Annotated in this window: 11 protein-coding genes; 1 reads left to right on the forward strand and 10 read right to left on the reverse strand. The window is 61.9% G+C overall.

The genetic code is table 11. The annotated features are described in order from the left end of the window. Positions 1-169 precede the first annotated feature (169 nt). The 10 genes from BPNPMPFG_RS15510 to BPNPMPFG_RS15555 all read right to left on the reverse strand — a co-directional run bounded on the left by BPNPMPFG_RS15510 (position 170) and on the right by BPNPMPFG_RS15555 (position 11,571). Entirely contained in the window at positions 170-1,234 is a 1,065-nt protein-coding gene (locus tag BPNPMPFG_RS15510) for an ABC transporter ATP-binding protein (RefSeq protein ID WP_258596330.1), read from the reverse strand. Between the two features lie 30 nt (positions 1,235-1,264). After that, positions 1,265-2,056, reverse strand: coding sequence for an ABC transporter permease (locus BPNPMPFG_RS15515; protein WP_258596331.1), 792 nt, complete (start codon positions 2,054-2,056; stop codon positions 1,265-1,267). Beyond that, positions 2,053-2,967, reverse strand: coding sequence for an ABC transporter permease (locus tag BPNPMPFG_RS15520; RefSeq protein WP_413776861.1), 915 nt, complete (start codon positions 2,965-2,967; stop codon positions 2,053-2,055). Before BPNPMPFG_RS15520 ends, BPNPMPFG_RS15515 begins: the two co-directional genes overlap by 4 nt. A gap of 64 nt (positions 2,968-3,031) precedes the next feature. Beyond that, positions 3,032-4,138: an ABC transporter substrate-binding protein gene (locus BPNPMPFG_RS15525; protein WP_258596332.1), complete on the reverse strand. Its 1,107-nt coding sequence runs from the start codon at positions 4,136-4,138 to the stop codon at positions 3,032-3,034. Between the two features lie 242 nt (positions 4,139-4,380). Next, complete coding sequence (locus BPNPMPFG_RS15530) at positions 4,381-5,553, reverse strand: iron-containing alcohol dehydrogenase (RefSeq protein ID WP_258596333.1); 1,173 nt, start codon at positions 5,551-5,553, stop codon at positions 4,381-4,383. Between the two features lie 33 nt (positions 5,554-5,586). Further along, positions 5,587-6,075, reverse strand: coding sequence for a DUF2569 domain-containing protein (locus BPNPMPFG_RS15535; RefSeq protein ID WP_258596335.1), 489 nt, complete (start codon positions 6,073-6,075; stop codon positions 5,587-5,589). Positions 6,076-6,108: 33 nt separating this feature from the next. After that, positions 6,109-7,497 carry an aldehyde dehydrogenase family protein gene (locus tag BPNPMPFG_RS15540; protein ID WP_258596337.1) on the reverse strand — a complete coding sequence of 463 codons (1,389 nt, stop codon included), beginning with the start codon at positions 7,495-7,497 and terminating at the stop codon, positions 6,109-6,111. Positions 7,498-7,681: 184 nt separating this feature from the next. Continuing rightward, positions 7,682-9,052, reverse strand: coding sequence for a glutamine synthetase family protein (locus tag BPNPMPFG_RS15545; protein WP_258596338.1), 1,371 nt, complete (start codon positions 9,050-9,052; stop codon positions 7,682-7,684). Positions 9,053-9,150: 98 nt separating this feature from the next. Continuing rightward, entirely contained in the window at positions 9,151-10,734 is a 1,584-nt protein-coding gene (locus tag BPNPMPFG_RS15550; protein ID WP_258596340.1) for an amino acid permease, read from the reverse strand. An 18-nt stretch (positions 10,735-10,752) separates the two neighbouring features. Continuing rightward, complete coding sequence (locus BPNPMPFG_RS15555; RefSeq protein WP_258596341.1) at positions 10,753-11,571, reverse strand: N-formylglutamate amidohydrolase; 819 nt, start codon at positions 11,569-11,571, stop codon at positions 10,753-10,755. A 236-nt stretch (positions 11,572-11,807) separates the two neighbouring features. On the opposite strand from BPNPMPFG_RS15555, the gene BPNPMPFG_RS15560 reads away from it, so the two are divergent. After that, positions 11,808-12,635: a MurR/RpiR family transcriptional regulator gene (locus BPNPMPFG_RS15560; protein ID WP_258596343.1), complete on the forward strand. Its 828-nt coding sequence runs from the start codon at positions 11,808-11,810 to the stop codon at positions 12,633-12,635. The last annotated feature ends 46 nt before the right edge of the window (positions 12,636-12,681 follow it).

The raw sequence follows: 12,681 nt of genomic DNA on the forward strand, positions 1-12,681 counted from the left end.
GGTGTGTTGAGATTCAGGCCAAGCCGAGACGGAGTCGAAGACGGGTGCAAAGCGACCAAACTGGATGGCTTTCGAGAACCGGAGCGGAGCGGACGTTTGGGTCCATTAGCACCGGAAGCGCAGAAAGCCGTCCTTTGCAGGCCCGCATCACCTGAATATCAACGCAAGCTTAGTGCAGCACCAGCATATCGCTCGAGGAGAACGATATCTCTGCCTTTTCGCCGACAGCGGGCGGCGGCGCCGCTGGGCTGTTGAACGTGTCCAGCGAAACCGTGTTGCCGCCGATGCCGACCCGGACCCGGATGACCGAGCCGAGGAAATGCACTTCGGAGATCTCGCCGGAGAGGCTGGAGTCGCGGCCGGGCTGGCGGCCGAGCGAAATCGCTTCCGGACGCAGCGCCAGCGACAGCGTATCGCCGGACTTCGAGCCGTTGAGTTTGCCCTTGAGCAAAACTTCCTGGGTGTTGACCTGCACCTTGCCGGTCGAGGCATCGGTGACGGTACCTTCGAGCACGTTCAGCGTGCCGACGAAATTGGCGACGAACTTGGTTGCCGGCCGGTTGTAAATCTCGAACGGCGTGCCGACCTGTTCGGCCCTGCCGCCATACATGACGGCGATGCGATCCGAGATCGACAGCGCCTCTTCCTGATCGTGGGTAACGAAGATGGTGGTGATGCCGAGCTTCTTCTGGATCGAGCGGATTTCCTCGCGCAGCGACACGCGCACCTTGGCGTCGAGCGCCGACAGCGGCTCGTCGAGCAAAAGGAGCTTCGGCTTCGGCGCGATGGCGCGGGCCAAGGCGATGCGCTGCTGCTGGCCGCCCGAGAGCTGGTAGGGATAGCGGTCCGCCATTTGCGGCAGCTTGATGATGCCGAGCATCTCGGCGACACGGGCATCGATATCCGCCCTGGGCATGCCGGCGACCTTCAGGCCGAAGCCGATGTTCTGCGCCACTGTCAGGTTCGGGAACAGCGCATAGGCCTGGAACACCATGCCGACATTGCGCTGGTTGGGCTTCAGCCTCGTGATGTCCTTGCCACCGACGACGATCTTGCCGGCGGTCGGCTCCTCGAAGCCGGCCACCATGCGCAGCACGGTGGTCTTGCCGCAGCCCGATGGTCCGAGGAACGAGACGAATTCGCCACGCTCGACGTCGAGATTGAAATCCTCCACCACCGTGGTGGCACCGAAGGATTTTCGAACGTGCTGGATGGAGAGGAACGGGTCGGCCATGGTGTTGTTCTTTCGATCAATACTTTTCGATCAGTTGGGGCGGTTCGCCGATCTCGGCGCGAAGCGGGACAGAATCTGGATCAGTGACATGCAGCCCCAGGTGATGGCGAAGGCGATGATGGCAAGGGCTGCCGGCTCATAGGCGCGGTTGGCGCCGATGTTCTGCAGGTACGGGCCAAAGGCCGGCCGGTTGAGCAGGCTGGCCATGGTGAACTCACCGATGACGATGGCGAAGGTCAGGAACGCGCCCGACAACACCGCGATCAGCACATTGGGCAGTATAACGCGTGTGATGATCGTCGACCAGCCGGCGCCGAGGATCTGCGCCGCCTCGGTCAGCGTGCGCACATCGATGGTTCTGAGGCCGGTGTCGATCGCACGGTACATATAGGGCAGCGACAGCGTGGCATAGCCGATGACCAGCAGGGCGTTCGTACCGGTGTCGCTGGCCAGGAACGGCAGCGGCGAATTCGAACCGTACATCCTGATATAGCCGAAAACGATGACGATGGCCGGGATGACCAGCGGCAGCAGGGTGATGAACTCGACGATCGGCCGCAGCTGCGGCAGGCGCAGCCGGATCCAGTAGGCGGCGGGTACCACGATCAGCACGCCCAGAATGATGGTGAAAACCGCGGCAAGCACCGAATAGCCGAAGGTGGCCTGGAAGCGGGCATCGCCCAGCACGACCTTGTAGGCGTCGAAGGAGTACACGCCACGCCGCATGCGCATGGAGAACTCCACGGTCGCAATCAGCGGAATGAAGAAATAGGCCGCGCCAAACGCAAAAACGACCCAGGCCCAGAACTTTCCCGACTTCATTTCAGCCACCTCTCGGAACGGGTCCGGAACCAGATGTAGAAGACATTGGCAAGGCCGGTGATGAAGATCATGCCGAAGGCGATCGCGTAGCCAAGATGGGCATTGTGCAGCACGTCGCCGCGGATCTGCGCATAGAGCAGGATCGGCACGATGTTGAGCGACGAGCCGGTCAGTGCATAGGCAGTGGCGATGGCGCCGAAGGCGTTGGCGAACAAAAGGATGACGGTGCCGAGGAAGCTCGGCCAGATCACCGGGATAACCACCATGCGCCAATATTGCGCCATGGTTGCACCGAGCGTCGCGGCGGCCTCGCCCCATTCCTTCTTCAAGCCGTCGATTGCCGGCACGATGATCACCACCATCAGCGGGATCTGGAAGTAGACATAGGTCAGCGTCAGCCCCCAGAACGACAGGATGTTGAAACCGTGGGCGTAGATATTGAGGCCGAACAAGGTGTTCAGGACCACCGTGGCAAGGCCGAGCCGGCCGAGCGTGGCGATAAAGGCGAAGGCCAGCGGCACGCCGGCGAAATTGGAAGCGACACCGGAGAAGGTCAGCGTCGCCGAGCGTATCCACTCCGGCAGGCCGCCGCGCACGATGGCGATGGCGATGGCGAGACCGGCGAAGGCGCCGATCAGCGATGAGGCAAGGCTGACCTTGATCGAAATCCAATAGGCGGCAACGATCGAGGGCTGCGCCAGTGCTGCGATATTTTCGAAGGTGAACTCGCCGGCATCGTTCTGGAATGCGCCCAGCATCAGATAGAGCGTGGGCAGGATCAGGAACATGATGGCGAAGATGAAGAAAGGGGCAACGCCAAGCCACTGCGTCGGCAGCCTCATGCTGCGTGCCTCGGCGGGAGGCGCGGTCTTCCCGGTAACAGCGTGGTCGGACATTGAGATATCGGTCATGCGCCGGCTACCGTCTTCGAGAGAAGGACCGGGCGGCCTCTGGACCGCCCGGTATGGTGTAGGTTTACTTCACGTTGGCGCCGACGACGGCGTCCCAGTTCTTGGTGATGGCTTCCTTGGACTTGGCCTGCTCGTCGAGCGTCGGGAACACGGCCGCGGCATAGGATGCCGCCGGCGGCAGCTTGGCCAGCACGTCCGCCGGGATCTTGCCGTTCTTGGCGAGATCGTTGAAGCGGATCGGGTGGCAATAGCCCTTCAGCCAGCCGATCTGGCCTTCGTCGGAGTAGAGGTATTCGAGCCAGAGCTTGGCTGCGTTCGGATGTGGCGCGTAGGCGCTGATCGCCTGCACATACACACCAGCGACGACACCGGTCTTCGGCACGACGACGTCGACGGGCGGGTTGCCCTTCAGCGTGTCCCGACCGGCAAGCGCGTTGTAGTCCCAGGTGATCAGGATCGGGGTCTGGCCCTGAGCAAGCGTCGCGGCCTTGCCGATGACCGGGACGAAATTGCCGGCGGCGTTGAGCTTCTTGAAGAAGTCGAGGCCAGCGGTGCCGGCGGCCTCACCGGCGGCGGCGCCCGTCGACAGGCCAGCGGCATAGACGCCCTGGATAGCCTGGTTCGACGCGCGCGGATCACCGGCGAGTGCGACCGTGTTGGCGAATTCCGGCTTCAGCAGATCGGCCCAATCGGCCGGCGCGTTCTTGACGATATCCTTGTTCACCTGGAAGGACAGCACGCCATAGTAGTCGCCGGTCCAATAGCCTTCCGCATCCTTGGCGCTGTCGGGGATCGAGTCCCAGGTCGACACCTTGTAGGGCTGGATCAGACCATCCTTCTTGGCGGACGGGCCGAAGGACAGGCCGACGTCGATGACGTCGGGCGCCTGCGGGCCCTTGTTGTCCTTGTTGGCCTTGATCGCCTCGACCTCGTCGCCGGAGCCGGCATCGGGGTTGAGTTCGTTGACCGTGATTTCCGGATACTTCGCCTTGAAGCCGGCGATGACGTCGCCGTAACCGCACCAGTCATGCGGCAAAGCGATGGTGGTGAGCTGGCCTTCGGCCTTGGCGGCCTTGACGAGATCGTCCAGCGAAGCCGCGGACGAAATCACCGACGACACCATGAGGGTCGCGGCCGAAAGGGAAAGCACTTTCCCCGTGAATTTGAACATGTGTTCTCTCCGTTGAACTGACGCCGTTGGACGCCTGCGATGCGGTATCGTTTTCATGTGACAGCCAGATGAAAGCTTTGTGAAACCGGCTGCTCGCAGTGCGAAAAAGTAAACTCTTTTTAACCGGTTGTAGCAATCGCCTCGCGATTCTTTTTCCGGCTAACTAGTTTCAGTCTTGCCCGTCATCCCTCCCCCTTGGTTTTCTACCCTTTTCCAAATCAAATTCCTGTGCCGAAAACGCCTCAGATCGTGCCGGCGATTGCGTTTTCGAGCAAGGTCAGCGCCGCCTTCCTGGTCAGCTTGACCGGGTTGCCGCCGGCGGTCGGATCGACCACCGCCATGTCGGCGATCAGCTCTTTGCGCTTCTTGTCCATGTCGAGCCCCTTGATCAGGCCGGGCAGCGCATGCGGCACCTTCAACTCCTTGCGCAGCTTGATGATCGCCTTGGCGAAGCCGTCGAAACCGCCCTTGATGCCGCAATAGGCAGCGAGCCGAGCGATGCGCACCTCGATGGCGTCGCGGTTGAAGGCCAGCACATAGGGCATGAACACCGCATTGGTCATGCCGTGATGGGTATCGTAGAGCGCGCCGACCGGATGCGATAGCGAATGGATGGCGCCCAGCCCCTTCTGGAAGGCGGTGGCACCCATGGCGGCGGCGCTCATCATATGGGCGCGCGCGACGAGATCCGTGCCGTTGGCATAAGCCTTCGGCAGGTTCTCGAAGACCAGCCTGACACCTTCGACGGCGATGCCGTCGGCCATCGGATGGTAACCCGGCGCGCAATAGGCTTCGAGGCAGTGGGCCAGCGCGTCCATGCCGGTGCCGGCGGTGATGAAGCCGGGCATGCCGACCGACAGTTCCGGATCGGCAATGACGATGGCCGGCAACAATTTGGGATGGAAGATGACCTTCTTGGTGTGCGTCGCCTCGTTGGTGATGACGCCAGCGCGGCCGACTTCCGATCCGGTGCCGGCGGTGGTCGGCACGGCGATGATCGGCGCGATCGCATCCGAATTGGCGCGCGTCCACCAGTCGTCGACATCCTCGAAGTCCCACACCGGCCTGACCTGGCCGGCCTGGAAGGCGATCAGCTTGCCGAGATCGAGCGCCGAGCCGCCGCCAAAGGCGATGACGCCGTCATGCTTGCCCTTCTTGAACACGGCGATGCCGGCGGTCAGATTGGACTCGACCGGGTTCGGCCTCACCTCGGAAAAGACGCCGTAAGGGACCTTGGCATCGTCGAGAATCTTCAGGGTCGAGGCGACGACCGGCAGTTTCGCCAGGCCAGGATCGGTGACGAACAGCGGCCGCTTGATGCCGGTGGCCGCCAGGACTTCAGGCAATTCCTTGATGCGCCCGGCGCCGAAGCGGACGGTGGTGGGGTAGTTCCATTTGGAGATGAGCTTGGACATTTTTTCTCGATTTCAGGACGTTGGGGGTTCCGGCTATTGGGTGAAGGTATTTTGAACGCGCTGGGATTTATGCATGTATAGAATCCAGATCACGAAATACTCGATGGACCATTGAATACTCTTTGCCGTCTCTCCATCGAACAAGGCCACGCCTTGAGCCTCAAGGATATCGCCGAGCAGGATTTTTGCGGCGGCAAGATCGACCAGGACAGACACGGGATTGACCGCAGCCCAGACGAGGTAAAGCCGCGGAAAGGCCCGCTTCTTGCCAAACAGCAAGAAAAGCAGACCAATCGGGCAAGCGACCGCTATCGCCAGATATCCGAAAATCTCCGCCACGACGAAGACCTTCTGAGCACAAGTTAGTAGGTTAAAATACTCGGATAGGCCGATATGGTGATTGAACACAATCAGACCTGCCAGAGGCATGAAAATAAGGCCAAGCATCGGCACGATGAGGTAGCCGCCAATACCCTCTGGCCCTTGACGGGACGATGGTGCGGACGGCTGTATCTCAGACATCTCTCCTCCCTTGAGCGGCCTGGCCTTCGATGCTCAGATGACTTCACGCAGATGGAACGACTTCGGCCTGGTCAGGTTGTCATAGCCGATCGCCGACAGGCCGGCACCCTTGCCGGTGTCCTTGACGCCCGTCCAGACCAGGGCCGGATCGAGGTAATCGCAGCGGTTCATGAACACCGTACCGGTCTCGACGCGGTTGCCGATCGCCACGGCATGTTCGGTATCACGCGTCCAGATCGAGGCCGTCAGCCCATAGGCACTGTCGTTCATCAGCGCGATCGCCTCCTCGTCGTTGCGCACCTTCATGATGCCGACGATCGGACCAAAGCTCTCCTCGCGCATGACGCTCATCTGATGATCGACGTTGGTCAGCACTTCCGGCGCCAGATAGGGCGAGCCCGCCTTGTCGTTGGCCACCTTCATGTTGATGTGCGCCACCGCGCCCTTGCGCAGCGCCTCGGCCTTCTGCTCGCGGATGAGGTCGGCGAAACGCGCCTGCGCCATCGGCCCCATCGTCGTCGCCTGGTCGAGCGGGTTGCCGACGACATAATTCCTGGTCTCGGCGATGAAGCCCTCGACGAATTCGTCATAGACCTTCTCGTGCACATAGACGCGTTCGATGCCGCAGCAGCACTGGCCGGAATTGTAGAAGGCGCCATCGACCAGATTGGCGACGGCATGATCCATCTTGGCGTCGGGCAGCACATAGGCCGGATCCTTGCCGCCAAGCTCGAGGCCGAGCGTCATGAAGGTACCCGCCGCCGCCTTTTCGATGGCGCGGCCGCCGCCGACCGAACCGGTGAAATTGACGTGATCGATCTTGCCGGAGCCGAGCAGCTTCTCGGTCTGGGCGTGATTGAGCACGACGTTCTGGAACACGCCCTTGGGCAGGCCCGCTCTGTCGAAGGCCTGTTGAAAACGCTCGCCGACCAGCAGCGTCTGCGCCGCATGCTTGAGGATGACGGCGTTGCCGGCCATCAGCGCCGGCACGATGGTGTTGACCGCCGTGAGGTAGGGATAGTTCCACGGAGCGATCACCATGACCACGCCGAGCGGATCCTTCTTCACATAGCGCCTGAACCCGTCCTTCGGATTGGAAGCCGGCACGGACTTGAGCGCCGCCTCGGCGATCTCGACCATGTAATTGGTGCGTTCCTTGACGCCGCCGAACTCGCCGCCATAGCGAACCGGCCGTCCCATCTGCCAGGCGATCTCCGGCACGATCTCGTCGGTCATCGCGACCAGTGCTTCCAGCATGGCAAGCATATACTTGCCGCGCTCGACGATTGGCGTCTCAGCCCATTTCTCTTGCGCCGCCTTGGCGCGTTCGACCGCGGCATTGATTGCCTGGTCCGTTGCCACGGGCCGCTCGGCATAGATCGAGCCATCGATAGGGGATTTGAGTTTGACCGTTTCGGTCATTTTGTAAGTCCTCGCATTCTACAAAAAATTTTGGCTTGGCGCTGCCCCTCATCCGCCTGCCGGCACCTTCTCCCCGTTTAGTGACGGGGAGAAGGGAAGCACTCCGGCGCTGGCATCCCCCTCTCCCCGTTTTTCACGGGGAGAGGGTAAGGGTGAGGGGCGGCGCCAACGTTCGCAGGCTAGTTTAGTACCGCTCGAACCCCCTGTGCAGTTCCCAATCCGTAATGCGGCGGTCGTATTCGAACTGCTCCCACTTTGCGGTGTGGACATAATGTTCGAGCACATCCTCGCCGAGCGCCTGCTTCAGCATCTTCGACTTGGCCAGCGTCTCGGTGGCATCGCGCAGCGTCTTCGGAATCTCCGGCAAACGAGATGCCTGGTAGGCATCGCCGACGAACGGCTTCTGCAGTTCGAGCTTCTCATCGATGCCGGCAAGGCCGGCGGCGATCAGCGCGGCAAAGGCGAGATAGGGGTTGAGGTCGGCGCCACCGATGCGGCATTCCATGCGGATGCCCTTGGTGCCCTCGCCGCACAGGCGGAAGCCGGCGGTGCGGTTGTCCTCGCTCCACATGATCTTGGTCGGCGCGAAGGTGCCGGCCTGGAAGCGCTTGTAGGAATTGATGTAGGGCGCCAGAAACCAGGTGAATTCCTTGGCGTACTTCAGCTGTCCCGCCGCCCATTGCTGGCCAAGCGTCGACAACGTCCAGTCGGCCTTTTTGTCGAAGAACAGCGGCGTCTTGCCGTCGGCGCTCCACAGCGAATTGTGGATGTGGCTGGAATTGCCGGCGAGCCCGTAATTGTACTTGGACATGAAGGAGATCGCCTTGCCTTCGGACTCGGCAACCTCCTTGGCGCCGTTCTTCAGGATGACGTGGCGATCGGCCATGTCGAGCGCCTCGGCATAGCGTACATTGATCTCTTCCTGGCCGGGACCCCACTCGCCCTTGGAGTTCTCGATCGGAATGCCGGCCGCTTCCATCTCGTTGCGAAGCCGGCGCATGACGCCTTCTTCCTTGGTGGTGATGCCGATCTGGTAGTCGCCAATATAGGGTGAGGCGGTGTCGAGGCCCTGCCAGTGCTTCTTGCGGGCGGAATCGTAGGTCTCGTTGAACAGATAGAATTCGAGCTCGGAAGCGAAATAGCCGACATAGCCGCGCTCCGTCAGCCGCTTGACCTGCTTCTTCAGGATGGCGCGCGGCGAATGCGGCAGGTCGCCATGTGTGTGGTGGTCGAGCACGTCACAGACCACCAGCGCCGTCTTCTCCAGCCACGGAATGCGCCGCAGCGTCGCCAGATCCGGCTTCATGACGAAGTCGCCATAGCCCTTCGACCAGCTCGCCGCCTTGTAGCCGGGCACCGGTTCCATATCGATGTCGGCGGCCAGCAGGTAGTTGCAGCCATGTGTCTCGTCATGCGCGGAATCGACGAAATACTGGGCCAGGAAACGCTTTCCCGCCAGCCGGCCCTGCATGTCGACGATGCAGGCCAGAACGGTGTCGATCTCACCGTTGGAAACCGCTTTCTTCAACTGATCGAACGAGAAATTTCCGGCCATTCCTTTGGCACTCCAGCGCTTGGCGTTTCGGGCTTGTCAATTTGAAAGGATGAAAGCCATGGCCGGCACGTCGCCGGCCATGGCTCGTGGATGACGGCTCAGTGGCCGCTTTCGCCGACGGCCAGTTCCGCCGCCTTGATGGCTGCCTGGCGCGCCGCGATGATGTCGCCCAGCGGCGGCCCCTGGAAGCGGCGCTTTTCGAAGCCGAACCAGACGATCGCCGTCAGGATGAAGAAGCCGACGGTGATGTAGAGCGCCCAATCGTTCGGCGGCTGAACACCGATGACGAAGATCAGGATCATCGACACGATCGACAGGAAGGCAAACAGCATGAACACGCCGCGCCCCATATTCCACGGGCCCATCTTGTCCCACTTCGGTGTTCCCCAGGCCAGCATGCCGAGAACGATCGGCACGGTGAAGGAGAGGAACAGGAAGATGACGGTGCAGGACACGACGATGGTGTAGGCCGAGGTACCGGCGACCGAAACCAGCGTCGACCCCCAGACGAACAGCACCGACAGGATCGATGCCGTCCAGATCGCCGCCACCGGCGTGCGGTAGGTCGGGCTGACCTTGGCGAGTGCCGCCGAACCAGGCAGTCCGCCGTCACGCGAGAAGGCGAAGATCATGCGCGAAGCCGACGTGACCGTGGCAAGACCGCAAAGCAGCTGCGACACGAACACGACGAGATAGACGAACTCCTTGATGCCGGGGCTGACGCGCTGGTCGAAGGCCCAGAAGAACACGTTCCAGCCCTGCTTGGCCGCGTCATCCATGTTGGGGATCATCAGCACGAAAGCGGCCAGGAACAGATAACCGAACAGTGCAGACCAGACGACCGACATCACCATCGCCCTCGGCACCGACGATGCCGCCTTGATGGTTTCCTCGGAAGTGTGCGCGGACGCGTCGTAGCCGGTGATCGTATAGATCGGCAGCAACAGGCCGAGCGCGAAAACCCACCAGTTGGAAACTGCCGGCCACACCGGATCGCCCGTCAGCGTGCCATCTCCGGCCACCGTGGGCTGCCCGGAATAGTTGTGGAACGTGAACAGCCGGCTGAAGTCCCAGTGCTCGGCCGAGATCAGGCAGACCACAGCGATCAGGATGGCGCCAAAGAAGATCAGATAGCCGGAGAAGTCGGTCAGCTTCGCCGTCAGCTTGATGCCGAGATGGTTGATCAAGGCCTGGGCGCCGGTCACCACGACCAGGAAGATCATCTGATTTGTCAGCGTCCCTTCGATCCCGAGCTTCGGTCCGAATGCGCCGACGAAGAACGTCCATGTGCCGACATTGATGGCGCCGAGCACGGTGATCAGGCCGAGCAGATTGAGCCAGGCCGTGACCCAGCCGGTGCCGCGATTGCCGAGGATCGAACCCCAGTGATAGAGGCCGCCAGCCGTCGGGTAGGCCGAGCTGATCTGCGACATGGCGACCGCGAAGGTCAGCGACACGAAGCAGCCGACCAGCCAGCCGATGCCGATGCCGATGCCACCGGCGCCGGACGTGCCTTGCGCCAGCGAATTGATGCCGCCCGACAGGATGCAGATGATTGAGAACGAAACCGCGAAGTTTGAAAAGCGGCTGAGCCGCCGCTCCAGTTCCTGGGCATAGCCCATACTATGGAGGGCCTTTACGTCCTCCGCCTTGTCAACGTCTGTATAGGTCGGTCCTGCCATTGTAATTCCCCTATTGTTCTAACTGGCCGATTGAGCTGACTTTCCGACTGCGCTTGATCGGGAGCCCTTGGCCTCCTCTGGCTCCAGATTCGAAAAAATGCCCGTGAGCAGATCCGCCCATTTCCGCTGCCCGGTCTCGCCGGCGATTTCGTCATTGCGGATCTCGATCATCGCGCAGGGAAGCCCGCGCGAGCGCGCATGGCGTTCCAGCGTGAAATAGACGCGGTCGGCCGGCGAATAGGGCTCGTTGACGCCGACTGTAACGCCGGCGAGCCTTTTCAGCGCGCCAATCAGAGGTGACGCCAGCCGGCGGTCTTCGTCGTGGATGATGCCGATATGCCAGGGCCGGTTGCGGCCCTTGTAGACCGGCGTGAAGGAATGCACGGAAACCAGGCGGGTCTCCTGCCCGCGTGCCAGTCTGTCGTCGACAATATGCTCGATGGAGGCATGAAACGGCTGCCACGACATCGCGACGCGCGCCGCGCGCTGCTTGTCCGAAAGGCCGGTATTGCCCGGTATGGCCGTGGTCTCGCTGACTGGCGGCACCAGATCTGGCGCATCGAGCGGGCGGTTGCAGTCGATGACGAGACGCGAAATGCGGGTTTCGACCAGCGTCGCGTCGAGCGCCTCGGCCATGCGGCGGGCGACCGGCAGCGCGCCTGGATCCCAGGCGATGTGGCGGGACAGGTCCTCGGCGGCAAGGCCGAGCGTGCCGAATTCGGCCGGCAGGAAGTTCGAGGCGTGATCGCAGGTCAGCACGAAGGGGCTCGATCCGCCGGGGTTCGTCACCCTCACGGTATCGGACGATGCAAGGCTGGCGGGCCGTGCTTTCTCCATAGTCTGCCGTCCCCGGGGAGCGCTGTATCGTATGTTACGTATTTTGCCTCATTGCGTCCCTATGGATGATTTCATACAGTTTGCCCGGCTTTGTCAAATGCGATTTCGGAAAAGACCGTGGACCAGGCCGAAGCATTTTGCAGCCAAGTGGAATCACTTGGTGTCGCAGAAATGCGGCCAAGACAAACAGACGGGAGCGGGATGGGTTTGCCATCCCGCTCTAGGGTGGGGAAAAGATGATTTCCAGCATTGCCGAACTGATTGCCGACCGCATCGGCACGATGCCGGCCAGTGAAAGGCGCGCGGCCCAGACGCTGATCGCCAGCTATCCGATGATCGGCCTGAAGACGGTTGCCGAATTCTCGGCCACGGCCGGCGTCTCCTCGCCGACGATCCTGCGTTTCGTTGCCCGGCTCGGCTTCCAGAACTATCCCGAATTCCAGTCGAGTCTGCAGGACGAACTGGCAGCGCAGCTGCAATCTCCGGCAACAAGGACGCTCAACCCGCCCTCGCCCGGCGGCGGCACGGTGTCGCCGATGCTGGAAGCAACACTCGACAACATGCGCGAGACGTTCAGGCACCTGTCCGACAAGCAGCTTGCCGACATCGCCGCCCGCCTCGCCGACCGGCGTGGCAAGACCTTCCTGATCGGCGGCCGCTTCACCGACCCGCTGGCGCGTTACATGGCCGCCCACCTCGCCGTCATCCAGCCCAATGTCTTTCACCTCGCCGGCCAGGAAAGCATGTGGCGCGACCGGCTGATCGACATGGGCAAGCGCGACGTGCTGGTGATCTTCGACATCAGGCGCTACCAGGACAGCCTCGTCCGCTTCGCCGAGAAGGCACATCAGCGCGGCGTGCAGATCGTGCTGTTCACCGACCAGTGGCTGTCGCCGATCGCCCGCTTTGCCCGCCATGTCATCGCCGGACGAACCGCGGTGCCGTCGGCATGGGACTCTTCGGCTGCCCTTTTCGTCGTCGCCGAAACGCTGATCGGCGCCGTGACCCGCCAACTGGAAGCAGAAGGCGCCAAGCGTATCCGCGAGATGGAAAGCCTGCGTTGATGCATGTCGCCCAAAAGTGGTTCCGGTTTTGGGGCTACGACATGCA

It is taken from the genome of Mesorhizobium sp. AR07 (assembly GCF_024746815.1).
Classification (GTDB): Bacteria; Pseudomonadota; Alphaproteobacteria; order Rhizobiales; family Rhizobiaceae; genus Mesorhizobium.

Coding starts and splice junctions, on each gene's coding strand:
- BPNPMPFG_RS15550 (WP_258596340.1), bottom strand. CDS start 10,734: ATGGCAGGACCGACCTATACAGACGTTGACAAGGCGGAGGACGTAAAG.
- BPNPMPFG_RS15510 (WP_258596330.1), bottom strand. CDS start 1,234: ATGGCCGACCCGTTCCTCTCCATCCAGCACGTTCGAAAATCCTTCGGT.
- BPNPMPFG_RS15545 (WP_258596338.1), bottom strand. CDS start 9,052: ATGGCCGGAAATTTCTCGTTCGATCAGTTGAAGAAAGCGGTTTCCAAC.
- BPNPMPFG_RS15530 (WP_258596333.1), bottom strand. CDS start 5,553: ATGTCCAAGCTCATCTCCAAATGGAACTACCCCACCACCGTCCGCTTC.
- BPNPMPFG_RS15520 (WP_413776861.1), bottom strand. CDS start 2,967: ATGACCGATATCTCAATGTCCGACCACGCTGTTACCGGGAAGACCGCG.
- BPNPMPFG_RS15560 (WP_258596343.1), top strand. CDS start 11,808: ATGATTTCCAGCATTGCCGAACTGATTGCCGACCGCATCGGCACGATG.
- BPNPMPFG_RS15535 (WP_258596335.1), bottom strand. CDS start 6,075: ATGTCTGAGATACAGCCGTCCGCACCATCGTCCCGTCAAGGGCCAGAG.
- BPNPMPFG_RS15515 (WP_258596331.1), bottom strand. CDS start 2,056: ATGAAGTCGGGAAAGTTCTGGGCCTGGGTCGTTTTTGCGTTTGGCGCG.
- BPNPMPFG_RS15540 (WP_258596337.1), bottom strand. CDS start 7,497: ATGACCGAAACGGTCAAACTCAAATCCCCTATCGATGGCTCGATCTAT.
- BPNPMPFG_RS15555 (WP_258596341.1), bottom strand. CDS start 11,571: ATGGAGAAAGCACGGCCCGCCAGCCTTGCATCGTCCGATACCGTGAGG.
- BPNPMPFG_RS15525 (WP_258596332.1), bottom strand. CDS start 4,138: ATGTTCAAATTCACGGGGAAAGTGCTTTCCCTTTCGGCCGCGACCCTC.